The following is a 25,038-nucleotide window of genomic DNA, read 5'->3' on the forward strand; positions in this document are numbered from 1 at the left end:
GAGCACGACGCTCACCATGACCCCACATACAGCGCGGTGAACCTCGGCAGCTGGCGCCGGCTCGGGCTCACCGACGAAGTCGTGTGCACTCAGGCATTCATGACACGAGGACGCGCACCGACTCACTGGGTGCCGGCGCACGAGCCGGAGACTCTGTCTCGAAGCACGACGCTCGTCGCCCGCAAGCCCGCACGACCAGCTCCATGAGACAGGTGCGCCTGGCGGGCGCGTCCTCCGTCAGCGCTCGGGCAACTCGCCGCACGAGCTCGCGTGACGTGCGCCGATCTCCCGACCAGCCTCGTCCGCCCAGCGCGTCAGCCTTCGCCGAACGAGCTCGCGTGACGTGCACCGATCTCCCGACCAGCCTCGTCTTCCCAGCGCGTCAGCCTTCGCCGAACGAGCTCGCGTGACGTGCACCGATCTCCCGACCGGCCTCGTCTGCCGAGCGCGTCATCCTCCTGCGGCCCGGACCGCGACGTCTCCGGCGCCGGCGGCTCGCCTGCCTCCGCCGCAGCGAGGCACGACTACCGTCACCGCGGCCCGGTCATTCCCGGCGCCCGCATGACTTCACCGCCGTTGACACGCGCCTGCGGACGCGCAAGAACCGGCGCGCATGCGAACGGCCCGGCGATGCGGCGCGCTCGTCCTGGCAGGCCTCGTCGCCCTGCCGGCGCCGGCGCGCGCGGCCGACCTGCGGCCCGTCGACGCCCCGCTCGAGGTGCCCGTGCCCGCGGCGCCCGAGCGGCCGGCGGCCCAGCCCGCCGAGTCGCCCGTCGCACCCACTGTCTCCGAGGACATGTCCTCAGGCACAGGTTCTATGGCACAGGTCCCCGAGGCCAGGGCCGAAGGGCCAGCCCCGCCGCCGCCGCCGTCGCTGGCCCCCGGGGCCGGGCTCGGCGAGCCCGAGGAGGCGATCACCGTGGCCGTCGGGCTCGGCCCGACCGCGCCGGGGACGAAGCCCGAGGTCGCGCTGGTCGACGCGCTGGAGCGCGCGGCGCGGGCCTCGGCGGCCCCCAGGACCCAGGTCCGCCGCCTCCGCGCCGGCGTGGGCGAGGGCAAGCACGTGTGCCGCGAGCGCCGCGACGACCTGGTGATCCTCGTCGAGTACCTCGCCGATCGCCCCGACCCGGTGCTGCTCCCGCACGACTGCCGGCTCGACCGGGCGCTCGGCGTCCGCGGGAGCGACGCCGCCAGCCACCCCGAATTGATCGCAGCGCTGTGGAGTGAGCACGAGTCGCTGGTCCGCGACGGGGCGAAGGAGCGGCGGCGGACCCGGCTCGGTCCGAAGGTGAGGACGGGTCTCATCGTCGGCGGGGCGATCCTGGCCGTCGGCCTGGCCATCGGCGTCGTCGTCGCGGCCAGCTTGCGCCGTGAGATCGTCGTGCTCACAGTCAGTCCATGACCCGTCCCTGGCGCGCGGCGCTCGGCCTCTTCTTCGCGGCGTTGTTGTTCCTGTTCGTGGCGCCGCAGGCCGCCCGGGCCGACGTGAGCCGCCCGGTGGGCTGGTCTCTGGGGAGCGCGACGTCGCAGATGCACGTCGGCCGCGTCACCCTCCGCTACGACCCGCGGCTGGAGGACGAGGCGGTCGCGGTGGCCCGCGAGATCCCGCGAGCCTGGTCGGAGATCGAGCACGCGCTGGCCGGTGACCTCGACGACGCGCTGACGATCCACTTCGTCTCGCACTCGGGCCGCATCGCCGAGGGCACCGGCATGCCGCAATGGGCCGCGGGCGTCGCCCACCCGCCGACCGGCGAGATCGCGATCGCAGCCCACGCCCCCGACGGCTCGCTCACCGACCTCGACGGCCTGCTGCGCCACGAGATGGCCCACGTCGCGCTGTACCGGGCCACCGGCGGCGAGCCGCTGCCGCGGTGGTTCCACGAGGGCGTGGCCGAGAGCTTCGGCGAGGAGATCGATCTGATGCGCAGCCAGACGCTGGCGGGCGCGATCTTCGGGTCCGGCGTGCCGCACTTCGAACAGCTCGAGCAGAACTTCCGCAGCACCGACGCGATCACGGCCACGATCAGCTACGCGGCCGCGCGTGACTTCGTCAACTTCCTCCGCTGGCGCGACGAGGACGGCTCCGACCTGCGGCAGGCGCTGGCGCAGGTCAAGCACGGCAAGAACTTCGAGGCCGCGTTCGTCAACGGCTTCGGTCGCACGCTCGCCGAGCTCGACACCGAGTGGCGCAGCGGCCTCACCGGTCGCTTCATGTGGTTCCCGATCGTCAGCGGTGACGGCTTGCCGATGGCCCTCGCGTTCCCGCTGGTGTTCGTCGCCGCGGTCCGCCGCCGCCGCCACCTCCGCGAGGGCTGGGCCCGGCTCGAGGCCGAGGACGCCGCGCTGCGTGCGCCGTTCGCGGCCTGAGCTTCACCTGTCGCTCGGGACAGGTCGACGCGGAGCACTGGGCGCGCGGGGCGACGTGGGGTATATGCCCGGGCGTGCAGCGGATCAGCGGAGGGAGCCTGCGCGGGCGGGTGTTGAAGTCGCTGCCGACTGTGCCCGGCTTGCGCCCGACCGGCGCGCGCGTGCGTGAGGCCATCTTCGACCGCCTGCAGCACGAATTGCGCGACGCCGTGGTGCTCGACCTGTTCGCCGGCTCGGGCGCGCTCGCGTTCGAGGCCCTCAGCCGCGGCGCCTCGCGGGCCACGCTGGTCGAGCAGCACGCCGCGGTCGCGCGCCACCTGCAGGCCCAGATCCGTGAGCTTGCGCTCGGCCAGCGCGCACACCTCTGGCACGGCGACGCGGCGACTTTCTTGCGGCGACGTTCCGCGAGCGCGGGCGCGTCGGAGCTCGCCGGTCCCTACGACCTCGTGTTCATCGACCCGCCCTACGACGACACCGAAGCCGTGCTCGCCGCGGTGCTGCCTGCGCTGATCGCCGGCGGCTGGCTGGCTGAAAGCGCCGCGCTTGTATGCGAATATGACCGCGCTGGAGGGCGCAGGCCGCCTGCGTGGCCGCAGGGCCTGGTCGTCGAGACGACCCGGCATTACGGCCAGACGGCCGTCGAGTTCCTCCGCCATACTAAAGACTACGACCACGGGGGCCCACAGCAGTGCTAAGGCGCGATCTTGAGACCAACGCACGAGCCCAGGTGCTGAGCGAGTCGCCGACGTTGGCGATGTCGGCGCGCGCCAAGGAGCTCAAGGCCCAGGGCAAAGAGGTCCTCGACTTCAGCGCCGGGGAGCCCGACTTCCACCCGCCCGCCGGCGTCACCGCGGCCGTCACCGAGTACGTACGCACGCGCCCGGTCCACTACGCGCCGGTGCCCGGCCTGCCCGCCCTGCGCGACGCCGCGGCCGCCGAGTTCGCGCGCTACCACGGCCGCCCGGTCACCCGCGGCGAGGTCCTGGTGTCGTGCGGCGCCAAGCACAGCCTCGCCAACCTGTTCATGGTCACGCTGTCGCCCGGCGACGAGGTCGTGATCCCCGCCCCCTACTGGGTCTCGTACGCCGACATGGTGCGCCTCGGCGACGGCGTCCCGGTGATCGTGCCCACGCGCCGCGAAGACGGCTGGCGCCTGCAGCCCGAGGCGCTCGCCGCGGCGCTCACCCCGAAGACGCGCTTCATCGTGCTCGGCAACCCGACCAACCCGACCGGCGCCGGCTACCCCGCCCCGCTGCTGCGCGCGCTCGGCGAGGTCATGGCCCGCGTCGCGCCGAACTGCTGGCTGCTCGTCGACGACATCTACCGCCGCCTGGTCTACGGCGGCTTCGAACACGTCAGCGCGATCACCACCCTCGCCGACGTCACCGAGCAGATCGTCGTCGTCGACGGCGTGTCGAAGAGCTACTCGATGACGGGCTACCGGATCGGCTTCCTGCTGGCCCCGGCGAAGGTCGTGTCCGCCGCCTCGCGCCTGCAGGGCCACACCACCTCCGGCGCCGCCACGGTGTCGCAGATCGCGGCCCTCGCCGCCCTCACCGACCCGAGCTGCGAGGCCGCCGTGCGAGACATGCACGCCGCCTTCACCCGCCGCCGCGAGTTCATGCTCGCCGGCCTCGGCGCCCTGCCGGGCCTCGACATCGTCGCCCCCGACGGCGCCTTCTACCTGTTCTGCGACATCTCGCGCCACATCGGCCCCGGCACCCAGTTCGCCGACGACATTGCCTTTGCGACATGGCTCTTGGAGCAGAAGCTGGTCGGCACCGTGCCCGGCACCGCCTTCGGCGCCCCCGGCCACCTGCGCCTGTCCTACGCGGCCGCCGACGAGACCCTGCAGGGCGGCGCCCTTCGCCTCGGCCAGGCCCTCGCCGGCCTGCCCCCGCCGCGCGGGTGAGTGCCTGTCCTCCGGGACATCTGCGGCTGGCCTGTCCCTCGGGCCAGCCGCACCGATTCGGGCTCCGCGCCGAGCGGTCAGCGCGCGGCGCCGATGACCTGTCTCTTCAGACATACGCATCGCTCGGGCCCTCGCCGCTGCTTCGGCGGCCCGGGCGCGCTCCGACATGTCCTTTCGGACACGCGCCTCGCCGCCGCTCCGAGCGACTCGGGCGCGCGCGCAGCCACGCTCGACCTGCCCCTCCGGACATCTCCACCGTTCTTCACGGAAACCTGTCCCGAGGAACAGGCTCACCCCACGCGTGGCCGCGCGGGCGCAGCCACGCTCGGCCTGTCCCTCTGGACATCTTCACCGCGCTGCATGGGAACCTGTCCCGAGGAACAGGCTCACCCCCGCGCGTGGTCCCTGGCTCACCCCCGCACCTTGGGGCGACCAGACCCCGCGCGAGCGACGACCCAGGGCTCGCGCGCGACGCCCGATCGCCGGCGCGGCCTTCATACTTTTTATAAAATGCCGCGATGGACCGCCGACTCGTCGTGACCTGCGCGCTCGCCTGCTCGTTCGCCCTCGCCTGCGGCGGCGGCTCCGGAGGCACCGACGCCGCGACCACCTCGTCCACCTCGACCACCGCGGCGACGACCGAGCCGAACGCCACCACCACCACGGGCACGACCTCCAGCGGCGACCTCACCACCACCGGCACCACCACCGGGACCGCGCCGACCACCGACGTCACCACCGGGCCCGAGCCCACCAGCACGACCGGCACGCCCGACAATCTGCAGATGTCCGTCACCCAGTACGGCATCACCTGGACCTTCGACGCGCCGCGTCCGGTCGGGCAGTTCGTCACCGGCGACTGGTGGGTCGTCGGCCCCGTCACCCTCGTCTCCGTCGATCCCGCGCCGGCCGAGGGCCGCAACGGCTCGATGCTCGACCCGGTCGGCTCGCAGGACTACGACAGCCGCGCCGGCAACCACGCCGACGGCCTGCGCGTCGACTTCCCGCTCGCGGTCGAGGGCACGCACTCGCTCGTCTCGTCCATCAGCCACCCCGAGGAGCCCGAGTGCCAGCAGGGCAACAGCGACGGCTGGATGACCTACGACGGCGACTGTCAGCGCGGACCGATCGCGACCCAGGCGATCCTGACGGTCGTCGCCGCCGCCCCGCCGGCCGACGCCTTCCGCCCGCCCTACGCCGGCGCCGACAAGCCGCTCCATCGCGCCGGCGACGTGTGCTGGAGCGCGCTGCCGAAGCTGGCCCCGCCGGCCGACACGCCCGACCCGACGGCGCTGCTGCGCCACGTGGAGCGGCCGTGGGTGGATCACCTGCGGACGTGGGAGATCCAGCACGGCTGCGCGACGCTCAACATGTACTGCTACGGCCGCGAGGTCGGCGACATCGTCGCCACGCTGGCGGCCTACGTGCTGCTCGACACGCCCGATCAGCAGGAGCTGGCGCGGCGGCTCTTGCAGCTCGGGATCGACAACTACGGCGTGCTGCAGGCCGGCGGCAACTGGGACGCCAACGGCGGCCACAGCAACGGCCGCAAGTTCCCGATCGTGTTCGCCGGCGCGCTGCTCGGCGACGCCGCGATGGCGAGCCCCGGCACCGACATCGGCAACGAGGACGAGATGACCTACTACGGCGAGGGCGACAAGGCGCTGTGGGGCCGCGCCTGCGACGACGACTGCTACCTGCCGAACGGCTGCCAGTACGGCGGCGATTGTCAGGCCGGCGCCAAGGATTGCCGCGACCCTGCCGGCCTCGTCGACGGCTGCACCGACTACCTGCAATTGTTGTACGTCGCACACGTGGGTCGGCGAGGCGCTGGCGATCCACGCCATGGACGCGAAGACGGCCTGGGCGCACGACGCGTTCTTCGATTACGTCGACCGCTGGTTCGCCGGCGACGTCGAGGACGGCGGCGGCGCCAGCAACGACTTCGTGGCGACGATGTGGTCGACCTACCGCGGCGCCCCGCCCACCGTCACTGCGTGCCCGTGAATCTCGGAGACGCGTGCTCGCTACGCGGCCGCGCGCCCGCGAACGTCGGCGGCCCCTTCCTGCACGCGCGTCCTCTCGGCCTCGCTCGCGTGCCTCCGCATCTCGGTATCTCGCGCCGTCGCGGGTCGCTCGCTCGTCCCTCCCCGCTGTCACGCCCGCTCGCCGCGGCGCAGCGACGGCGCCGCGGCCTTGAGCGCCGTCAGCAGGCAACGGGCGGCGTCTTCGGCCTCGCGGCGCCAGGCCATGCGCCACGGGCGACGCAGCGGGCCCGACGACAGCCGCTTGACCACCAGATCGCCGCGGCCGAGGTGCGGCCCCGCCATCCACTCCGACAGCACCGCCACCCCCATCCCGGCGCGGGCGACGTCGAGGATCGCCTCCGTGAGCGGCAGCCGCTGCGCGCGGCCCGGCAGGCGGCCGCGGCCGAACACGCGCCGCAAAACCACCGCGTCTCCGCCTCCGGCGTCTCGGCGGTGATGAGCCGCGCCGCTCGCAGATCGTCGCGCGACAGCGTCGGCTTGCGCGCCAGCGCGTGCGTCGGCGCGACCACGAACACGATCTCGTCGGAGAACAGCGGCTGCGTGGCGATCTCCCCCGGCGGCACCTCCCCCGTGGTCAGCAGCGCGACGTCGATCGTCCCGGCGATCAGCGCCTCCACCGGCGCGCGCGTGTGCTCGACCGCCAGCGCGAACTCGAGGCCGGGCGAGTGCGCGGCCAGCTCGGCGATCGCCGTCGGCAGCCAGTGGTACGCCGTGTAGCACTCGCACACCAGCCGCACGCGCGTCGGCCGGACCGCCGGCGTTCGCACGCTGCGCTCGAGCGCCACCAGCTCGGCGAGCAGCCGCGTCGCCCCGGCCACCACCTGCTCGCCCGCCGGCGTCGCCTGCAGCCCCCGCGGCGAGCGCTCGAACAGCCGCGTCCCCAGCCGCTCCTCGGCGGCCAGCAGCGCCCGGCTGACCGCCGGCTGCGACAGGTGCAGCGTCGAGGCCGCCGCCGCGGTCGTGCCCGCCGCGGCCACTGCGAGGACCACCTGGAGGTCGCGGAGCTCGAGGCGCGGGCGCGGGATGGTGGCAATGCGTGTCACGCATCGACTCTATACCGAAGATGCGTTGGACGCATATGCCCCCGCGCGCCATCCTCTCCGCCATGCAGCTCTACGGTTCACCCCTCTCCTGCTCCATGGCCACGCGCATCGCGCTCCTCGAGGCCGGCGCGCAGTTCGAGTACGTCGTGGTCGACGCCCCGACCAAGCGCACGCGCGACGGCGCCGACTACCGCGAGGTCCACCCGCTCGGGCTCGTCCCCGCGCTGCGCACCGACGACGGCCGGCTCATCACCGAGAACGCCGCCGTGTTGCAGTACGTCGCCGACGCGCTGCCGGCCGCCGGTCTCGCCCCGCCCCCCGGCGACCCCGAGCGGGTCCGCCTGCAGCAGTGGCTGAGCTTCATCGGCACCGAGCTGCACAGGGCGTGTACGCGCCCTTGCTCGGCAGCGAGGTGCCCGAGGCCGTCCGCAGCTGGGTGCTCGAGAAGAGCGTGTCGCGCTTCGACTACCTCGCGCGCCACCTCGACGGCCGCGAGTTCTTGCTCGACCGCTTCAGCGTCGCCGACGCCTACCTCGCCACCGCGCTGACGTGGTCGATCGCCACCCCGATCGACCTCAAGAAGTGGCCCTCGCTGGTCGCCTATTTGCAGCGGCTCCAGGCTCGACCCAGCGTCGCCGCCGCGCTGCACGCCGAACGCAAGCTGTACGGCGAGGAGCTCACGCGCCACGGCCGGCCCCTGCCCGCGTTCATGCGCCCGCGCGAGGCCACTGCCTCCTGATCCCGGAGCGACGGACGAGCCGCCAGGCGCTCACGATCGGGTAGACGAGCCGCCGCTTGCGGTCCCTCGTGGCCCTGAGCGACCATCGCCTGCTTCACGCACTTGCCGTGGGCTCGGCGGACGTGCTCGCGCGGTCGCGGCGAAGCTGTCCCCGGGGACAGCTCAGCGCGGCAGGTCGAACGCGAGGATCCCGTCGTCGCCGTCGTCGTGGCAGCGGGTACAGGCGTGCGGGTCGCCCGAGTAGACGACCTCGCCGCTGGTCTCGTACTCGGCGAAGAACCACGCGTCGCCGCGCTTCTGCATCGCCACGACGATGTGGGGCTCGCCGGCCATGAAGCCGTCCTTGACCACGATCGCGCCGTCCGGCCAGGCCGCGAGCGATCCGCCGGCGAGCGCCTCGACCATCACCTCGTTGATGAAGATCTCCACCTCGACGCCGTGGACGGTCGCGCTCGGCGTGCGCCCCTCGTAGCCGGGCGCTCGCGCCCACCCTGATAGTCGGCCGCCTGCAGCTCGTCCCACAGCGCCTCGGCGCTCTCGGGGTTTGGTTGCTGCAGGCGGCGAGGACGGCGACGGACCCCGCGAGAGCGGCGCGACAGACGGGCATGGCGGGACTACGACGCCGCGCGGGCGAAGTTACGCGCCCCGATCCTCGCCCCGGAGATCGGCTGTCCCATGAGCCAGGAAGACCGGCGCGCGGGCCAGTGATCCGCAGGGGGCGCGCGGCGGCGTCGGGCCGGCCATGACGTCCGCCGCGGCGGCGCGTCGCCAGAGATTGACGACATGTCCCTAAGGACATCTCGCAGCGCGCCCTGCGATCGCTCGCGCGCGAGCGGCCTCGACCCTGCGTTGTCCCTCGTGAACCGCGGCCGCGACCGCGGAGGCGACAGCTTCGCGACGGCAGACCCCGGCGATCCCGCATGCGACCGCCGCGATGGTTCGCATAGATTGGCGCGATGATTCGCCGAGCTTCCCTTTGTCGACCACCTGCTTCGCGCTGTTCGCCTGCCAGGACCCCGGCGGCGGCGTCACCGAGACCGAGACCGCGAGCGACACCTCGACCACCACGAGCACCGGCGGCCCCACCACCGACGCCCAGACGACCGATCCGCCGACGACCGACACCTCGACGACCGGGACGAGCGACGCCACCACGACCTCGACCACGAGCACGACCTCGACCACCTTCGACACCTCGACCACCGACGCGACCACTACCGACGCGACCACCACCGAGGGCGTCGACACCACCACCACCACTTCGACGACCACCGACACCACCACCACCGAGGGCGTCGACACCACCACCACCTCGACGACCACCTCGACCTCGACCGGCGACACCGACACCGAGACCACCGGCGAGCCCTCCCCGTGGGACGGCGAGCCGCTGCCGGACGCGCCGCCGGGCGAGTGGCAGTGGGTGCCCTTCCCCGAGTCCTTGTGCCGTGACGGCAGCACCACCGGCATCGCAGTGCGCTACGGCACCGCGCCTGGCCTGATGATCTACTTCCAGAGCGGCGGCGCCTGCTTCAACGCCGCCACCTGCAACCAGAACATCAAGACCTTCGGCCTGCCGAGCTACAACAACTTCGTCCAGAACGTCGGCAGCAAGGGCATCTTCGACCCCGACGAGCCCGCCAACCCGGTCCTCGACTGGAGCGCCGTGTTCGTCCCGTACTGCTCCGGCGACGTCCACGCCGGCGCCCGCAACGACGTGGTGATCCCGGGCCTCGCCGACCCGCAGCAATTCGTCGGCTACAACAACGTCACCGCCTACCTCGAGCGCATCGTCCCCACCTTCGTCGACAGCGTCGATCACGTGCTCGTCACCGGCGAGAGCGCCGGCGGCTTCGGCTCGGCCTTCAACTACGATCGAATCGCCGAGGCCTTCCCCGACCGCGCGGTCACCCTCATCGACGACTCCGGCCCCGTCATGTCCGACGAGTTCATGGCCCCCTGCCTGCAACAGCAGTGGCGCGACCTGTGGAACTTCGAGGACACCCTGCCGGCCGATTGCGCCGAGTGCTTCAACCCCGACGGCGGCGGCATCTCCAATGTGATCAAATACCTCGGGGAGAAGTACGCCGACCAGCGCCTCGGCCTCATCTCGGCGCTGCAGGATCAGACCATCCGCTACTTCTTCGGCTTCGGCCTCAACGAGTGCGCCGGCGGGCAGATGAGCGGCGCCATGTTCACCGACGGCCTCGCCGACCTGCGCGACGACTGGATGAGCGAGCCCGCCGGCACCTGGGGCACCTTCTACCCGTCCGGCATGCAGCACACCTGGCTGACGCAGACTCTACACCGCGGAGATCGACGGCACCTTGATGCGCGACTGGGTCGCCGACCTCCTCGCCGGCACCGCGACCCACGTCGCGCCGTGAGCCGCCTCTGATACGGACCGAGCGACCGCTCGACGCTCGGTCTGGCCGCGCCGATGGCCAGCCCCGCGCGTGTCGAACCCGCGGACGCATCCTCGGCCCCGCCCACGCGACGGGCGGGGCTCGTTCCCCGCCCGCCGGCGCGGGCGCTCGTGCCAGTCACCCGAGCGCCGATCGCATCACGCCGCCCACAGCGACGCCTTGCAGCGCTCGAACATCGCGGTTGCGATCGCCGGGCTCGGCACGCCGCACAGGTGCGAGACTTCTGCGTCGGGCTCCGTGGTCGCCAGCGCGACCGTGAGGCGCGCCAGCTCGGCGGCCTCGGCCGCCTGCACGCGCGCGTGCGGCCTCGTCGAGCTGACCGTTCAGCCAGGTCGCGACGTCCCACGCCAGCGCCGCGTGGTCCAGCTCGTCCTCGGCGATGGCGGCGAACAGCCGGCGCAGCGGCTCGTCCGCGGCCACCGAAGCCTGGTAGCGGGCCACCAGCGCGCCGAAGGTCTCGCGCACGCAGCCCTCGACCGCGTTCTCGCGCGCCAGCGCCTCGAGCGAGCGCACCGCCGTCGGCACCTCGAGCGCCGGCGACGCGCAGTCGGTCGCGGCCACGCGCGCGCAGACCCGCGAACCCGGCCGCGTGGCGAACCTCGTCGCGCGCCGCAGCCTCCGCGCGCTCGACCAGCGCCGCCGGGGCGCCATGGTGCGCGAGCTCGCGGGCCAGGCGCTCGAACGCCGGCACGCTGGCCGCCTCGAGGTGGTGCATCTCGTCGAGGTAGGCCACGAGCGCGCTGCCTTCGGTCCGCGGCGCCGGGCGGAAGCCCTCGGGGCGGCGCCCGGCGACCGCGCAGCCCTCGTCCGGCTTGGTCAGATCGACCTCGGTCTGCGAGCTCACCGTCTCGCCCTTCACCGTCACCACGTGGCCGTGGAACTGGTTGAGGCACTCGTTGAAGTTCTTCTTGGCCAGCAGCTTGTAGCCGCCCTCGACCTCGCGCACCTTGCTCGCGTCGCACAGCGGGACGTAGCCGTCGAGCGTGGTCAGGAACATCGCCTCGACGGGCGCGTCGACGGCGCCGAACAGCGCCGCGACCTCGGCCCGGGTGGTGATCGTCGACACCTCGGCGCCGGACTGGACCACCAGGTACGTCGACGTCGGCATGCGCCCGGCCCCGGGGGGAACAGCGAACTGGGCGAGGTCGCCTTGGCGAGCGCCTTGGTGCACGCCTTGGCGGTCTTCGGGTCCTTGCAGCTCGCGCCGAAGCTGGCCACCGCCTGCGAGTTCAACACCTTCCATTGATCGCCCTTGTCGGGCTGCAGCTGCGACATCCGCAGCTCGACGTAATCATAGGGCTTGGCCAGCTTCGCCTCGCCGAAGCGGGCGACCAGCGCGGCCGCGTCGCAGGTGTCGCCCGCGAAGTCGGCCGCGGTCGGCCCCGGCGGGGTCTCCGGCGCGGGCGGGTCGGCGGGCTCGGCGGGCGGCTCGGCGGGCGCGCTGCTGTCGGTCGGCGCCGGCTCGGGCTCGACCGTCGACTTCTTCTCGCAGCCGGTGGCGGACACGGTCGACGCCAGAGCAGCGGCGATCGACGCGGTGAACACGGTATGGAGGCGGTCTCGCATGTGGCGGCAGGATAGCCGGCTCGGCGGGCCGCGGGGGGCCGATGTGCGGCCGAAGGCGAGCCGCCGGCGCGCACGCGAGCGAGCGGAGCGCCACGAGCCGCGCCGCCGCCGGTCGCGCTCGCCACGGGACATGTCCGAAAGGACATGTGGTGGGGATCCCTCCACGCCGCGGGGACTCGCCGCGCCGGCGCTCGCCACCGGCCTGAGCTACGCCGTCCCGGGCGAGCGGGCCCAGCCGCCGTCGCGGTAGCCGCGGGCCACGCGGGTCACGAACTCGTAGACCGCCTGCTCGCGCGGGGCGAACACGCCGGGCCGAAAGCCGCGCGACGACACCCCGCGCTGCACGCTCGACCGCCCGCCAATCTTGCCGATTGGTCATGTCCCAAAAGTCGACCGCGTACGCCGGCGAGAACCCGGGCGCCGCGATCGCGTCGGGGTGGAACAGCCACTGGCACTCCACGCGCGTGCGGTCGGGCGCGAGCGGCTCGAGCCGGTGCGTCAGCACGTAGTCGGGGTGCAGGCTGAGCAGCAGGTTGGCGCCGACCCCGTAATAAAACACGCTGCGCCGCTGCTCGGCCGACAGCCGCGGCAGCGGCAGGCCGCCGCTCTTGCCGTCGAACGACATCGTCTCGACGTCGGCCATCAATTGCATCGGCCCGCCGATCCACGCCCCCGCGCCGGCGTAGTTCTGGCCGCTGCCCGGCGGGCTGACGCGGCACAGCTGCGGGTGGATCAGCGGGCAGTGGTAGCACTCGTGGTAGTTCTCGACCACGAGCTTCCAGTTGGCCACCAGCTCGTAGCTATGGGTCGCCGCGATCTGCAGCGACCCGAGGTCGTGCGCGGCGGTCAGCGCGTCGAGGTCGCCGAGCCACTCGGCCAGCGGGACCGCCGCGCCCGACAGGTTGACGAACACGAAGCCGCGCCAGATCTCCACGCGCACCGGCACCAGCCCGCGCGGCTCCTGCTCGCGCCGCTGGCCGCGCAGCGCCCCGTCGAGCTCGTAGACCCAGCCGTGATAGGGGCAGCGGATCTGGCCGCCGCGCACGCACTCGCCGACCTGGACCAGCTCGTGGGCGCGATGGCGGCACACGTTGAAGAAGCCGCGGATCTCGCCGGACCGGTCGCGCACGAGCAGGACGCCCTCGCGCCCGGCGCGGATCGCCCGCTGCGCGCCGACCTGATCGAGCGCCTGCGCCCGACCGACGCACACCCACGCGTCGTCGAGGAACGCGCCCAGCTCCCACTGATGGACCGCCGGCGACACGTACGCGTCGCGCGGCAGGCCCTCGCCTTCGCCGAACGGCCGCAGCACCTGGGCCAGCGCGGACGGATCGACCGGGGCGACGAGCGAGGGGCGTCCATCGGCGCTGAGAATAGTCGACGTCCCCCGCGCGGTCGAACCGACCCGCGGACCGCGGGCGCGAGCGTCACAGCGGGCGATCGGACCCGCGCCGGCGTCAACCTCGCTTGCCGCCGAAGCGGTGCGCGAACACCCCGGCGACCGAGAAGAAGATCGTGTGCTGATCGCGGCCGAGGCCGGGCCCGCCGTCCATGATCGCCGGCCCGCGGTAGAAGAACCCGTTCGGGCTGGTCGAGTGATCGTAGCGGTACTCGAGGCGCACGAGCAGGTTGTTGAACAGGCGGACGTTGTTGGTGAACGCCGCCGAGACGAGCGTCTGCGGCACGCCGAACATCCGCCCGTCGCGGTCCCAGAAGAACTCGGGCCGCAGCGCCATGTCCCACGTGCGCAGCTTGCCGAGCACGCGCCAGCGGGTGAACACCGCCCCGTTCATCCACATCTGCCACGGCGACAGCGGCAGGTCGGTGCGCGGGTCGGCGCCGACGTCGAACAGCGCGCCGACGCCGAAGCGCTCGGTGTTGTAGGTCGCCTGCGTGTCGGAGAACAGCCGCCACGCCCGCGGGCGCATGTCGGCCTGCTCCGGCCCGATCCACACGTACTCGCCGAGGTTGAACTTCTCGCTCGGCGTGAACGTGTAGCCGAGCATCACGCTCGGCGCCTTGTTGTTGTCGGCCAGCAGCTGCCAGCCGTTGACGACCCACAGCTGCACCTGGTGCTTGTCGCGGATCGTCTGCGCCAGCTTCAGCCCCGACAGGTAGTACGGCACGCTGTTGAGCTGCCACGTGACCGTGTAGTTCCAGTTGTACGGGCTCCAGTGGACGCCGATGCCGACCGGGCTCAGTTGCAGGCCGACCACCACCTCGGTGCCGTGGCGGCTGCGGAAGCCGATGTTGGCGCGCGAGAGGTGCTTCCACACCTCCGGCCCGGCGAACTTGCCGTTGGCCCCGCCCGGGTTCGGCTCGTAGGCCACCAGCGCGTCGGCGGCCGGACCGCCCTGGGCCGCGAACTCGAACAGCGGCGAGAACCGGCCGGGGATGGCGTCGCGGCGGACGTACGCGACCGCATGGTTGAGCGAGAACTCGCCGGTGCGCGGCTGCACGCTGGTGCCGCGGTACACGTGGTTGTCGGGGTTGTTGCTGTTGTAGCTGTAGTTGACGTCGATGAAGCCGCCGACCTCCCACGGCTTGAAGCCGGGCAGGTGCGGGTCCAGTGCTCGCCCGCCGCCAGCGCCGGGTTGTTGACCGACGCCGCGTCGGTGCCCGGCAGCGCCTCCTCGACGCGATCTTCCTCGGCCGGCGCGGCCACGGGCGTCGCGGCGCTCGCCGGTCGCACTACCGGCTTCGGTCTTCGCGCGGGCACCGGCGCGGCCGTCGACGCCGGCTCGCTCGCCGGGGAGCCGCCGGCCCTTGCGACTCCGTCGACTCGGCGGGCACCTCGATCGCCGGCGTCGGCGTCCACGGCGGCAACGCCAGCGCGCCCGACTCGCCCGCCGGCGCGGCGAGCACGAGCGAGACGAGCGAGGCGAGGCTGAGGATCGGCGGGCTCATGGCGGTCGCCGCCCCATTCTGCGGCCAGATCGCGCCCCGACGCCAATCCGCGGCCGACGCGGCCCCCGAGCCCGGACGCCGAGGACCCCGCGAGCTCGCCCGCCGCCGGGGAGATCGCCCGTGCGCGCGCCGTCACACGCCCCGGCTCCGCGCCGAGGCCCCGGGCGCTCCCTGTCTCATGAGCCAGGCTCGCCCGCGCCCGCTCGCCATGCGCGGTCGCAAGGAGCTCCGGCCCGTCGGTGGCCTGTCCCAAGAGACAGGCGCACGTCCGTCACCTGTCACAAGAGACAGGCGCTCGTCCTCACCTGTCTCTCCGGACAGGCGCTACGCGAGCACGGGCAGGTGGGTCGCGCCGGCGCGCCGCTCGACGCGGGGGGCCATCTCCGGGCGGGGCGGCGGGGCCTCGCCGGTGGCGCACACGCGGCCGCGCAGGCCCAGCTGCTCGAGCATGTCGAGGTCGTCCTGGGTCGAGCGGTTGGGCGTGGTGAGGAAGTCGCCGATCATCATGCCGGACGCGCCGGCGGCGAAGATCATCGGCTGCAGCTGGCCGAGGTGCTGGCGGCCGGCGGCGATGAAGATGTTCTGGCGCGGCAGGGCCAGGCGGAAGCAGGCGATGATGCGCAGCATCTCGCGCGGCGGCAGCGGGTCGACGTGCTGCAGGTTCGTGCCCTCGATGCTGACGAGGAAGTTGATCGGCACCTCGTCGACGTCGAGGCCGCGCAGCTCGATGGCCAGCTCGGCGCGGTGCTGGGGCTTCTCGCCCATGCCGAAGATCCCGCCGACGCAGGTGCGGAGGCCGAGCTCCTTGGCCGCGCGGATGGTGTTCAGGCGATCGTCGTAGGTGTGGGTGGTGACGATCTGCTCGTAGTAGCTGCGACCCGACTCGAGGTTGTGGTTGAACTCGGTCATGCCGGCGTCGCGCAGCTCGCGGAGCGCCTCCTTGCTGACGATCCCGAGCGACGCGTGGGCCTCGGTGTGACCCGCGGCGCGGACCTGGCGGATGCCCTCGATCATGTGCTTCAGGCCCTTCGACCCGTCCTCGTAGCCGCGCGTGGCGGTCACCAGGCCGAGCGCCGTCGCGCCCTGGCCCTGGGCCTTGCGGCTGGCGGCGACCATGTCGGCGTGGCCGAGGAACTTGTCGGCCTTGATGTGGGTGGTGAAGTGCTTCGACTGCGCACAGAAGCCGCAGTCCTCGGGGCACCCGCCCATCTTGGCGTTGACGATCGAGCACAGGTGGACCTCGTCGCCGAAGCGAGCGCGGCGCAGCCGGTCGGCCGCCGCCATCAGGTCCCCGAGCTCGGCCTCGCCGCTCAGGTAACGGACCAGGGTCGCCCCGTCGAGCGCGTCCCACTCACCGCCGAGGATCCGATCGGCGATGGCGTGCGGAGCGGGGAGTTCGGGGCGCGCGTCGAGGCTCGTCATGGCGCGAGGTATACCGCAAGCACGCGCGGCGCGGACCGGGAGCCCGGCGCGCGTTCGTCGTGCGCGCTCGCCCGTCCGCCGCATCTGCCGCGGTCCGCGAGTGAGCTTTGCCGTGCACCGTCCTTCGCGTCCCCGCGCGGCGAGCTCGACGGATCTCGCGCTTTCACCGCTCGGTCCCCGGTGGTACCCTCCCCGCGCCCGCGAGAAGGGTCCCCAATGACGCAATCAGAAGCCGCACCAGACGCTGCCCCGGAGAGCACCGTGGACGCCGCGTACGAGGCCAAGCTCCGCGCCGACTACGACGGCCAGAGCCGTGAAGATGTCCTGCGAGACTACCGCGAGATGCTGCGGATCCGCCGCTTCGAGGAGGCGGCCGCCCGCGCCTACACGCGCGGCAAGATCAGCGGATTTCTCCACCTCTACATCGGCCAGGAAGCGATCGCCATCGCCACCCAGCAGGTGATGGAGCCCGGCGATCGCGTCGTCTCCACCTACCGCACCCACGGCTTCGCCATCGCCCTCGGCTCCGATCCCAAGGCGTGCGCGGCCGAGCTGTTCGGCAAGGCCGCGGGCCTGGTCGGCGGCGTCGGCGGGTCGATGCACTTCTTCGACAAGGAGCGCGGGCTGTGGGGCGGCTACGCGATCGTCGGCAACCACATCCCGGTCGCCGCCGGCCACGCGTTCGCCTCGCAGTACACCGGCGACGGCCGCGTCACCCTCTGCTTCATGGGCGACGGCGCCGTCGGCATCGGCCCCGTGCACGAGGGCATGACGATGGCCGGCATCATGAAGCTGCCGATCGTCTTCGTGGTCGAGAACAACCAGTACTCGATGGGCACCCCGCTCAAGCGCACCCTGCCGGTCGAGGACATCACCGCCCGCGCGGCCGGCTACGGGTTCGCCAGCGACCGCTTCCACGTCACCAGCGTGCAGGAGACCCGGCGCCGCCTCGGCGAGGCCGTCGAGCGCGCGCGCAAGGACGGCAAGCCCACGCTGGTCGAGCTCATCACCTACCGCTTCCGCGGCCACAGCATGAGCGACCCGGCCAAGTACCGGCAGAAGGAAGAGGTCGATCGCTGGCGGCTCAACGACCCGCTCGAGCGCACGCTGATGGCGCTGAAGACGATCTACCAGGTCCCCGAGGCGGAGCTCGACGCGATGGACGAGACGATCGTCGCCGAGATGGACGGCGCCTACGAGTTCGCCGACAAGGCCCCGGCCCCGGCGCCCGAGGCCCGGTTCGACAACGTGATGGCCGAGGGCCCTTACTACGGCGACAGCGCGACCACGCGGCCGGCGGGAGTGGAGTAAGACCATGCCGATTCTGCAGATCCGCCAGGCGATCCGCGACGCGATGAAGGAGGAGATGGAGCGCGACGAGCGCGTCTTCCTCATGGGCGAAGAGGTCGGCTACTACAACGGCGCCTACAAGTGCAGCGAGGGGCTCCTCGACCACTTCGGGGAGAAGCGCGTGATCGACACGCCGATCACCGAGACCGGCTTCGCCGGCATCGGCATCGGCGCCGCGATGTGCGGGCTCCGCCCGATCATCGAGTTCATGACGTTCAACTTCTCGGCCGTCGCGTTCGACCAGATCTTGAACAACGCGGCCAAGCTGCGCCACATGACGCACGGCCAGTTCGGCGTGCCGATCGTGTTCCGCGGGCCCAACGCGGCCGCGCACATGCTCGGCTCGACGCACAGCCAGGCCTTCGAGCACTTCTACGCCCACATCCCCGGGCTCAAGGTCATCGCCGTCGCCACCCCGTACGACGCCAAGGGCCTGCTCAAGACGGCGATCCGCGACGAGAACCCGGTGCTGTTCCTCGAGAGCGAGCTGATGTACTCGGTCAAGGGCGAGGTGCCCGAGGAGGAGTACCTCATCCCGTTCGGCCAGGCCGACATCAAGCGCCCGGGCGAGCACGTCACCGTGATCACGTGGGGCCAGGGCGTGCCGGTCGCGCTCAAGGCCGCCGAGCTCGCGGCCGCCGAGGACGTCTCGTGCGAGGTCATCGACCTGCGCTCGATCCGTCCGATGGACGAGGCCGCGATCATCGCCTCCGTCAAGAAGACCAACCGCGCGGTCATCGTCTACCACGGCTGGCCCAACGGCGGCGTCGGCGGCGACATCATCGCCCGCATCCAGGAGCTCGCGTTCGACGACCTCGACGCCCCGGTCCTCCGCGTCTGCTACGAGGACCTGCCGATGCCGTACGCCGAGAACCTCGAGAACCTCATCCTCCCCTCGCCCGAGCGCGCCCTCGCGGCCATCCGGCGCGTCACGTACAAGCGCTGAGCACCTGGTCAAGGAGACAGACCCCATGGCAACCGTGGTCACACTTCCCCGCCTCAGCGACACGATGGAAGAGGGCGTGATCGCCAAGTGGCGGATCAAGGTCGGCGACAAGGTCAAGCGCGGCCAGGTCATCGCCGACATCGAGACCGACAAGGCGACGATGGAGTTCGAGTCCTTCGACGCCGGCACCGTCCTCAAGCTGGTCGCCCCCGAAGGCGAGGCGCTGCCCGTCGGCGCCCCGATCGCCGTGTTCGGCCAGCCCGGCGAGAACCCCGACGCCGCCGGCGCCCCCGCGCCCAAGGCCGAAGACAAGCCCGCCAAGGCCGAGGCCGAGCCCGCCAAGGCCGAGCCCGCCAAGGCCGAGCCCGCGCCCGCCAAGGCCGCGAGCAAGCCCGAGGCCAAGCCCGCCCAGCCCGAGGCGAAGGCCGAGGCCGCGGCCGCGCAGACGGCCGCCGCCGCGTCGGCCGCGCCCGACGGCGACGACGACGAGGACGAGGAGCCTGGCCCGAAGGCCACGTCCCAGGGGACAGGTCCCCAAGGACAGGTCGATCGCGGCCGGATCCCCGCCTCGCCGGTGGCCCGCCGCCTGGCCCGCGAGCACGACCTCGAGCTGGGCCAGATCCAGGGCTCCGGCCCGCGCGGTCGGGTCGTCAAGGCCGACGTCGAGCAGGCGATCGCCAAGGGCCCGCAGGCCCGCCCGGCCGCCGCCGCGACCGGCGCTGCGGGACCTGTCCCGACGGCCAGCCAGGCCGCCGGCGCCCACGCGGCCGACGTCGACGAGCACGGCCGCCCGTACATCAGCCGGCCCGACCGCACGGTCAAGCTGTCGCAGATGCGCAAGACGATCGCCAAGCGCATGGGCCAGGCGAAGCGGGAGATCCCGCATATCTACCTGACGATGCCGATCGTCATGGACAAGGCGGTCGCGCTGCGGGCCGAGTTCAACCTCTCGGTCGACGGCACCAAGGCGAGCCTCAACGACCTGGTGATCCTCGCGGCCGCCCGCGCGCTGCGCAAGCACCCGCGGGTCAACGCCTACTACACCGACAACGGCATCGTCGAGCGCGGCGACGTCCACGTCGGCGTGGCGGTCGCGCTCGACGACGGCCTCATCGTCCCGCCGGTCCGCTTCGCCGACCAGAAGACGCTCAAGCAGGTCTCGATCGACGTCCGCGACCTCGGCACCCGCGCCAAGGAGAAGACGCTCAAGCCGGAGGAGCTGACCGGCAGCACCTTCACCGTGTCGAACCTCGGCATGTTCGGCATCGAGGAGTTCTGCGCGATCGTCAACCCCGGCGAGGCCGCGATCCTGGCCGTCGGCGCGGTCCAGGACGAGGCCGTGGTCGAGGACGGCCAGCTCGTCGCCCGCAAGCGCATGCGCGTCACCCTGTGCAGCGACCACCGCGTGTTCGACGGGGCAGAGTCGGCCAAGTACCTGCAGACCCTGCGCAAGCTGCTCGAGAGCCCGCTGTCGCTCCTGACCTGAGGGACAGGTGGCCGTGGACCCGCACCGCCGCGCCCGCGTGACCCGCAGCGAGGCGGGCGGCTCCCGCTGGGAGGTCGCCACCCGCGAGCTCCCGGCCGGCCTGCGGGCCCACGTGCGCGGCCTCCTCGGCTACAGCGAGGCGGCCGCGCTGCCGTGCCTGCGGCGCGAGTTCCCGCTGCCGCAGGTCGTCGTCATCATCGAGTTCGGCCCGCCGATCCGCGTCCACGACGGCGACGGCACGCCTCGCGCTACGCCGGCGGGTTCGTGGCCGGCCTGAACGACTGCTGGACCGAGACCGGCCACGACGGCGCGCAGGCGGGCATCCAGCTCAACCTGACCCCGATCGGCGCGCGCCTGCTGTTCGGCGTGGCGCTGTCCGAGCTGGCCGGCCGCGTCGTCCACCTCGACGACCTGCTGCCGCGCGCGCACCGGGGCCTGGCCGAGCGCCTCGCCGCGCGCCCCGACTGGGATGACCGTTTCGACATGGTCGAAAGTTTCATCGCCGCGCGGCTCGCCGAGGCCCGCCTCGAGGTCGGCACGGTCGCCTGGGCCTGCCGCCGGATCGAGGCCAGCGCCGGCGCGGTCGACATCGGCCGCCTGGCGAGCGAGCTCGGCTACAGCGGCAAGCACCTGATCGCCCTGTTCCGCGATCGGGTCGGCGTGCCGCCAAAAGTGCTGGCGCGCCTGGTCCGCTTCGACCATCTGGTGCGCCGCCTGAAGTGGGGCCCACAGACCACCTGGGCCGCCCTCGCGGCCGAATTCGGGTTCGCCGATCAGGCCCATTTGACCCGCGAGATCCGCGGCTTCACCGGCGTCACCCCGACCGACGCCCGGGCGCTCCTCGGCGACCTCACGTTCGGCTGAGGCCGCCGCGCGGCAGGTGCACTTGTTCAAGACCGACCCCCGGGCAGGCGATTAGGTTGAGCTGCAAGGAAACAGCCATGTCCAAGCTCAGCCCGATTCCCCCGGCCCGCGCGTGATCCCCAACCTCGTCGTCCGCGACGGGACGGCCGCGCTCGACTTCTACGCCAAGGCCTTCGGCGCCGAGGAGATCTTGCGCCTGCACGAACCCGACGGGCGGGTCGCCCACGCCGAGTTGTCGGTGTTCGGGGGCCGCATCGCGGTGGCCAGCGAGTACCCGTCGCTCGGCTTCCTCGCGCCCACCTCCGACCGCATCTCCCACACGCTGACCGTGTACGTCGAAGACGTGGACGCCGTCGCCGCCCGCGCCGTCGCGGCCGGGGCCCGGCTCGAGCGGCCGATCGAAGTCGAGTTCTACGGTGACCGCTCGGCCCGCCTGACCGACCCGTTCGGCCACCGCTGGAACGTCCAGAGCCGCGTCGAGGACGTCTCGGCGGCGGAGATGCAGCGGCGGCTCGACGCCCTGAGCGCCCCGTCCACCTGAGCGCCGGCGCGCCGGCGCGCGCTCACGGGTGATTGTCGCCGACCGTCGGCTCCGGCATCCTCAGACGACCTTGGCACTGTCCGACGCGCCGTCTCACGAACTCAGTGAATTGCACGACCTGGTCGAAGGGGCGCTGCGCGCCGCGCAGGCCCGCCCGACCGCCGAGACGACGCGGAAGGAGCGACACAAGGCTCGCTCGCGTCACTTCGTGCTCGCCCTCGCCGACGCCCTGCGCGAGCACGAGGGCAAAGACGTCGACATCCTGAGCCGCTATCACGACGACGCCCGCCCGCGCCTCGGCACCGGCGATCTGCTGCACGACATCACCCTCAGCCGCAGCGTCCAGATCGGCGAGCTCTGGTACCTCACGGAGGTGCTGTGGCAAGTCGAGTCCGAGCTGGCGCTCGACCGCCCCGACCCGGTCCACGACTTCAACAAGCTGGTCCTCGGGTCCGCGCACCACAAGCTGTTCGTCGCCTCGATGGTCCCCGAGCCCGAGGCCCTGCTGCGGACGCTCGAGCCTGCGGCGGCGCGCTGCACCGGCCGCGTGTTCCTGGCCCTCATCCCGCACCCCGACCACTGGGACGGCAACACCGCCGGCGGCGTGCGGACCTGGCAATTCCGCCGCTGATCGGCGGCGCGTCACCGCATTCCTGCTCGCCCGCCGCGAGCGAACTCTTGGCCCCTCGCGCGCGCGTGTGAGGGGGCCGAGCTGCGATCGCGCGATCGCACGACGCCGCCGCTGCTCGTGGCCGCGCGGTCTGCTGGCGCCCGTGGAGAAAAGTGCCACTGGCGAATCGACGTTCGCGTCAGGCTCCGCCTGTCGCTGCCGGCGCCCCCACCTGTCGCCGCACAATCGACGCTGGGGCCACTCCGCAAAGGTCGAACGCGGCGCCCGAGGCGCTGAGAGAGCCCCTGCTGGCGTCTCGATCGCGGCCTCGCTACTGTCGTGGCCTACCCATGGGCGATGTGATCAATCTGAATCGTTATCGCAAGGCCAAGGCCCGCGCCGAGAAGGAGCAGAAGGCCGAGGCCAACCGCGTCCGGCACGCCCGCACGCGGACCGAGAAGCAGGCCGTGCAGCGCGAGCTCGACCGCCAGGCCACCGAGCTCGACGGCAAGCGACTCGACAGCGCCGACGAGGGGCCGCAGGGCCCATGACTGTTCGGACATGTCCGGACAGCCAGTGACGCCGGTCGCCGCTGCTGTCCGCAAGGACATGTCTTGAAGGTCACATCTGAAATCCCCGCCCCGCGCGTCCGCCCCCACGGACGTCCGCGCCCGTTGACCCTCGGCGGCGCGCGTGGGATCGTCGGGCCGTGTCCGTCCTGCTCCGGGGCTCGCCGCGCTGCTGCTCGTGCTGCTCGCCCTGACGGCCGCCGGGTGGTTCGCCGCGCGGCCGTGGCTGGCCCCGCCGGCGGCCTCGCCCGAGCACGTCGCCGGCACGTGGAGCCGCGTCGAGGCGTGGGCCGCCGAGACGCGCCACGCCAACGCGCCGATCGAGGGGCTCCACGCCGCCCTGGAGCCGCTGCGCCGGGCCGGAGCGCGCGACGAGGCGTGGGAGCCGGCGCGACCGCCCGAGCCCGCCAGCGACCCGGCAACGCAGCAGGCCCTCGCCGCGCTGGCCGCGTGGGGCCAGGGCGGCGGCCTCGGGGACGAGCTCTGCATCGTCGATCCGGCCGACCTCTCGGCCGGGCCGCCGCGGACCGTCGAGATGTTCCGCCTGGCTCGCCTCGCCTTCCGGCACGGCCGCGACGACGGCGACCCCGCGTTCGCGGCGGCGCTGCGCCTCGGCGCCTACCTGCGCGGCCGCGGCCCGCTGCTCGCCGGCGCCGTCGGCTTCGCCATCGCCCGCGACGCCCTTCAGGTCGCCGAGGCCCGCAACCTGCCCGCCGGCCCGGCCTTCATGGCCTTCGCCCCGCGCCGCGAGGAGGTCCTGCCGATCCTCGCGCGCGAGGCCGTGTGCTCGCTGCGACTGGCCGAGGCCGCCCTGCGCAGCGGCGCGAGCGAGCCGCAGGGGCTCGCCGATCCCGGCGTCGTCGCCCGCTGGTCGACCGCGTGGGTCGGCCCCGAGCGCGAGCTGGCGATGGCCCGCTGGTACCTCGGCGAGCGCGTCGCAGCGGCCGCGGCCGCCGGCGACGACCTCACCGCGGTGGCCGCGACCCAGGCCCTCCCGGACGAGCCCGACGCCCTGCCGGCCAGCCTGCTGGTGCGCTCGCTGGCGGCGAACGGCGCCACCGTGGTGGCCGACATGCAGGCCACCCTCGCCGCCTGGACCGCCCGCCTCGGCCCGCCGCCTTGAGCTGTCCCCGAGGACATGCTCCTCGAGAAATGCGCGATCGAGCATGTCCTCGAGGGCGTGCCCTCGAGGACATGTTGCATCGCCGGTCCGCACGGGCGTGCCCTCGAGGACATGTTGCATCGCCGGTCCGCACGGGCGTGCCCTCGAGGACACGTTGCATCGCCGGTCCGCACGGGCGTGCCCTCGAGGACATGTTGCATCGCCGGTCCGCACGGGCGTGCCCTCGAGGACATGTTGCATCGCCGGCCCGCTCGGTCGAGTCGCGGGCGTCCCCGGGCACGCCCGCGCGGCCGTGGTCATCGCCGCCGTGCCCGGCGGGCCCGCGCCCGAGCGGAGCTAGCCACGCCCGGCGCCGCCCGCCTCAGCCGCGCGGGCGCACCGCGACGAACAGCGGCCCGAGCTCGGTCTCCCGCGCCAGCGCCTTGAAGCCTGTCTCTTCGAGCATGTCCAGCCACTCGCCGCGGCTGAACAGCCCGTAGGTGTGGCGCTCGTGCTCGCACACCACCTCGTCGCCGTCGCGCAGCAGCAGCGCGAAGTCGACGGTGTAGGTCGCGTCCTCGGGGTCCGGGTCGAAGGTCCACTCGAGGTAGCGGAGGCCGCGCTCGCCGTCGTCGTCGCCGCCGTGGGCGGTGCCGGGGGTGAACGTCTCGCGCGTGCAGTCGGGCGCGAACACGGCCACGCCGCCGGGTCGCAGGTGGGCCAGCGCGGTCCGCATGACCGCGCGCAGGGCCTGGGCGCTGGTCATGTACATCACCGCGTCGTGGACCAGCACCGCGTCGAAGCTGCGGCCGAGCCGGAGCGTGCGCATGTCGCCGACCAGGTGCTCGCACTCGGGGTTGATCGTGCGCGACAGCGCCAGCATCGACGGCGACCGGTCGACCAGCGTGGCCGCGACGTCGCGCTTGTAGTGCGACGCCATGTTGCCGCCGCCGGCGCCGAGCTCGAGCAGCGTCGCCAGCGGCCCCGAGCCGGACTCGCGGATGATGCGGACCAGCTCGGCGGCCTCGCTGGCGTAGTCGGCGGGGGCGGTCAGCAGGTGGAACCACGCGGCGCGCCGCGTGTAGAGCGGGGGCAGCTCGTCGTCGTCCATCAGCACGGCGATCCCGAGCTTAGGCCCCC

At 72.8% G+C, this 25,038-nt stretch carries 23 protein-coding genes and 2 pseudogenes; 17 read left to right on the plus strand and 8 right to left on the minus strand.

Annotated elements, in window-relative coordinates; all coding sequences use genetic code 11:
* The first annotated feature begins 613 nt into the window (after window positions 1-613).
* The 4 genes from OV079_RS21030 (at window position 614) to OV079_RS21045 (ending at window position 4,279) form a co-directional block, all read left to right on the plus strand.
* Entirely contained in the window at window positions 614-1,402 is a 789-nt protein-coding gene (locus tag OV079_RS21030) for a hypothetical protein (protein ID WP_267770646.1), read from the plus strand.
* The gene (locus tag OV079_RS21035; RefSeq protein ID WP_267770647.1) at window positions 1,399-2,367 is read left to right on the plus strand and encodes a peptidase MA family metallohydrolase; all 969 of its coding nucleotides are present in this window, start codon (window positions 1,399-1,401) and stop codon (window positions 2,365-2,367) included. The genes OV079_RS21030 and OV079_RS21035 overlap by 4 nt, the downstream gene beginning before the upstream one ends.
* Before the next feature lie 74 nt (window positions 2,368-2,441).
* Window positions 2,442-3,062 (plus strand): 16S rRNA (guanine(966)-N(2))-methyltransferase RsmD, encoded by a 621-nt coding sequence (gene rsmD / locus OV079_RS21040; RefSeq protein ID WP_267770648.1) that lies wholly within the window; start codon window positions 2,442-2,444, stop codon window positions 3,060-3,062.
* Window positions 3,063-3,094: 32 nt separating this feature from the next.
* The gene (locus tag OV079_RS21045; protein ID WP_267770649.1) at window positions 3,095-4,279 is read left to right on the plus strand and encodes a pyridoxal phosphate-dependent aminotransferase; all 1,185 of its coding nucleotides are present in this window, start codon (window positions 3,095-3,097) and stop codon (window positions 4,277-4,279) included.
* Window positions 4,280-4,541: 262 nt separating this feature from the next.
* Here OV079_RS21045 and OV079_RS58280 read toward each other — a convergent pair whose 3' ends face one another.
* Window positions 4,542-5,162, minus strand: a complete 621-nt coding sequence (locus OV079_RS58280; RefSeq protein ID WP_267770650.1) for a hypothetical protein — start codon at window positions 5,160-5,162, stop codon at window positions 4,542-4,544.
* A gap of 962 nt (window positions 5,163-6,124) precedes the next feature.
* Between OV079_RS58280 and OV079_RS58285 the strand changes: the two genes are divergently transcribed.
* Complete coding sequence (locus tag OV079_RS58285) at window positions 6,125-6,286, plus strand: hypothetical protein (protein WP_267770651.1); 162 nt, start codon at window positions 6,125-6,127, stop codon at window positions 6,284-6,286.
* 149 nt (window positions 6,287-6,435) lie between these two features.
* Here OV079_RS58285 and OV079_RS58290 read toward each other — a convergent pair.
* Window positions 6,436-7,370: pseudogene (locus OV079_RS58290) on the minus strand (LysR family transcriptional regulator).
* A 62-nt stretch (window positions 7,371-7,432) separates the two neighbouring features.
* Between OV079_RS58290 and OV079_RS58295 the strand changes: the two are divergent.
* Window positions 7,433-8,109, plus strand: a pseudogene (locus OV079_RS58295) (glutathione S-transferase N-terminal domain-containing protein).
* Between the two features lie 162 nt (window positions 8,110-8,271).
* Here OV079_RS58295 and OV079_RS21075 read toward each other — a convergent pair.
* Window positions 8,272-8,631: a hypothetical protein gene (locus OV079_RS21075; protein ID WP_267770653.1), complete on the minus strand. Its 360-nt coding sequence runs from the start codon at window positions 8,629-8,631 to the stop codon at window positions 8,272-8,274.
* A gap of 412 nt (window positions 8,632-9,043) precedes the next feature.
* Between OV079_RS21075 and OV079_RS21080 the strand changes: the two genes are divergently transcribed.
* On the plus strand, window positions 9,044-10,507 hold the full coding sequence (locus OV079_RS21080) for a pectin acetylesterase-family hydrolase (RefSeq protein ID WP_267770654.1): 1,464 nt from the start codon (window positions 9,044-9,046) through the stop codon (window positions 10,505-10,507).
* 145 nt (window positions 10,508-10,652) lie between these two features.
* Here the strand turns inward: OV079_RS21080 and OV079_RS21085 are convergent, their stop codons facing one another.
* Window positions 10,653-11,096 (minus strand): hypothetical protein, encoded by a 444-nt coding sequence (locus OV079_RS21085; RefSeq protein WP_267770655.1) that lies wholly within the window; start codon window positions 11,094-11,096, stop codon window positions 10,653-10,655.
* Window positions 11,097-11,124: 28 nt separating this feature from the next.
* Between OV079_RS21085 and OV079_RS21090 the strand changes: the two genes are divergently transcribed.
* Window positions 11,125-11,781, plus strand: coding sequence for a hypothetical protein (locus OV079_RS21090; RefSeq protein WP_267770656.1), 657 nt, complete (start codon window positions 11,125-11,127; stop codon window positions 11,779-11,781).
* A gap of 45 nt (window positions 11,782-11,826) precedes the next feature.
* Here OV079_RS21090 and OV079_RS21095 read toward each other — a convergent pair whose 3' ends face one another.
* The 3 genes from OV079_RS21095 to bioB form a co-directional block, all read right to left on the minus strand.
* Complete coding sequence (locus OV079_RS21095; protein WP_267770657.1) at window positions 11,827-13,413, minus strand: aromatic ring-hydroxylating oxygenase subunit alpha; 1,587 nt, start codon at window positions 13,411-13,413, stop codon at window positions 11,827-11,829.
* Between the two features lie 145 nt (window positions 13,414-13,558).
* The gene (locus tag OV079_RS21100) at window positions 13,559-14,671 is read right to left on the minus strand and encodes an outer membrane beta-barrel protein (RefSeq protein ID WP_338089097.1); all 1,113 of its coding nucleotides are present in this window, start codon (window positions 14,669-14,671) and stop codon (window positions 13,559-13,561) included.
* A 661-nt stretch (window positions 14,672-15,332) separates the two neighbouring features.
* Window positions 15,333-16,430, minus strand: a complete 1,098-nt coding sequence (gene bioB / locus OV079_RS21105; protein ID WP_267770658.1) for a biotin synthase BioB — start codon at window positions 16,428-16,430, stop codon at window positions 15,333-15,335.
* Between the two features lie 342 nt (window positions 16,431-16,772).
* Between bioB and OV079_RS21110 the strand changes: the two genes are divergently transcribed.
* From OV079_RS21110 to OV079_RS21150, 9 genes are all read left to right on the plus strand, one after another.
* On the plus strand, window positions 16,773-17,741 hold the full coding sequence (locus OV079_RS21110) for a thiamine pyrophosphate-dependent enzyme (RefSeq protein WP_276603596.1): 969 nt from the start codon (window positions 16,773-16,775) through the stop codon (window positions 17,739-17,741).
* 4 nt (window positions 17,742-17,745) lie between these two features.
* On the plus strand, window positions 17,746-18,726 hold the full coding sequence (locus OV079_RS21115) for a pyruvate dehydrogenase complex E1 component subunit beta (RefSeq protein ID WP_267770660.1): 981 nt from the start codon (window positions 17,746-17,748) through the stop codon (window positions 18,724-18,726).
* Between the two features lie 25 nt (window positions 18,727-18,751).
* On the plus strand, window positions 18,752-20,212 hold the full coding sequence (locus tag OV079_RS21120; RefSeq protein WP_267770661.1) for a dihydrolipoamide acetyltransferase family protein: 1,461 nt from the start codon (window positions 18,752-18,754) through the stop codon (window positions 20,210-20,212).
* A gap of 13 nt (window positions 20,213-20,225) precedes the next feature.
* Entirely contained in the window at window positions 20,226-20,489 is a 264-nt protein-coding gene (locus OV079_RS21125; RefSeq protein ID WP_267770662.1) for a hypothetical protein, read from the plus strand.
* The gene (locus OV079_RS21130) at window positions 20,477-21,076 is read left to right on the plus strand and encodes an AraC family transcriptional regulator (protein WP_267770663.1); all 600 of its coding nucleotides are present in this window, start codon (window positions 20,477-20,479) and stop codon (window positions 21,074-21,076) included. The genes OV079_RS21125 and OV079_RS21130 overlap by 13 nt, the downstream gene beginning before the upstream one ends.
* A 112-nt stretch (window positions 21,077-21,188) precedes the next feature.
* Window positions 21,189-21,617, plus strand: a complete 429-nt coding sequence (locus OV079_RS21135) for a VOC family protein (protein WP_267770664.1) — start codon at window positions 21,189-21,191, stop codon at window positions 21,615-21,617.
* Window positions 21,618-21,726: 109 nt separating this feature from the next.
* Window positions 21,727-22,248, plus strand: a complete 522-nt coding sequence (locus tag OV079_RS21140; RefSeq protein ID WP_267770665.1) for a hypothetical protein — start codon at window positions 21,727-21,729, stop codon at window positions 22,246-22,248.
* 329 nt (window positions 22,249-22,577) lie between these two features.
* Complete coding sequence (locus OV079_RS21145) at window positions 22,578-22,778, plus strand: DUF4169 family protein (RefSeq protein ID WP_276602763.1); 201 nt, start codon at window positions 22,578-22,580, stop codon at window positions 22,776-22,778.
* A gap of 142 nt (window positions 22,779-22,920) precedes the next feature.
* Entirely contained in the window at window positions 22,921-23,919 is a 999-nt protein-coding gene (locus OV079_RS21150) for a hypothetical protein (protein WP_267770667.1), read from the plus strand.
* Window positions 23,920-24,280: 361 nt separating this feature from the next.
* Here the strand turns inward: OV079_RS21150 and OV079_RS21155 are convergent, their stop codons facing one another.
* Window positions 24,281-25,009, minus strand: a complete 729-nt coding sequence (locus OV079_RS21155) for a class I SAM-dependent methyltransferase (RefSeq protein ID WP_267778610.1) — start codon at window positions 25,007-25,009, stop codon at window positions 24,281-24,283.
* Window positions 25,010-25,038 lie beyond the last annotated feature (29 nt).

It is taken from the genome of Nannocystis pusilla (assembly GCF_026626665.1).
GTDB lineage: Bacteria > Myxococcota_A > Polyangia > Nannocystales > Nannocystaceae > Nannocystis > Nannocystis pusilla.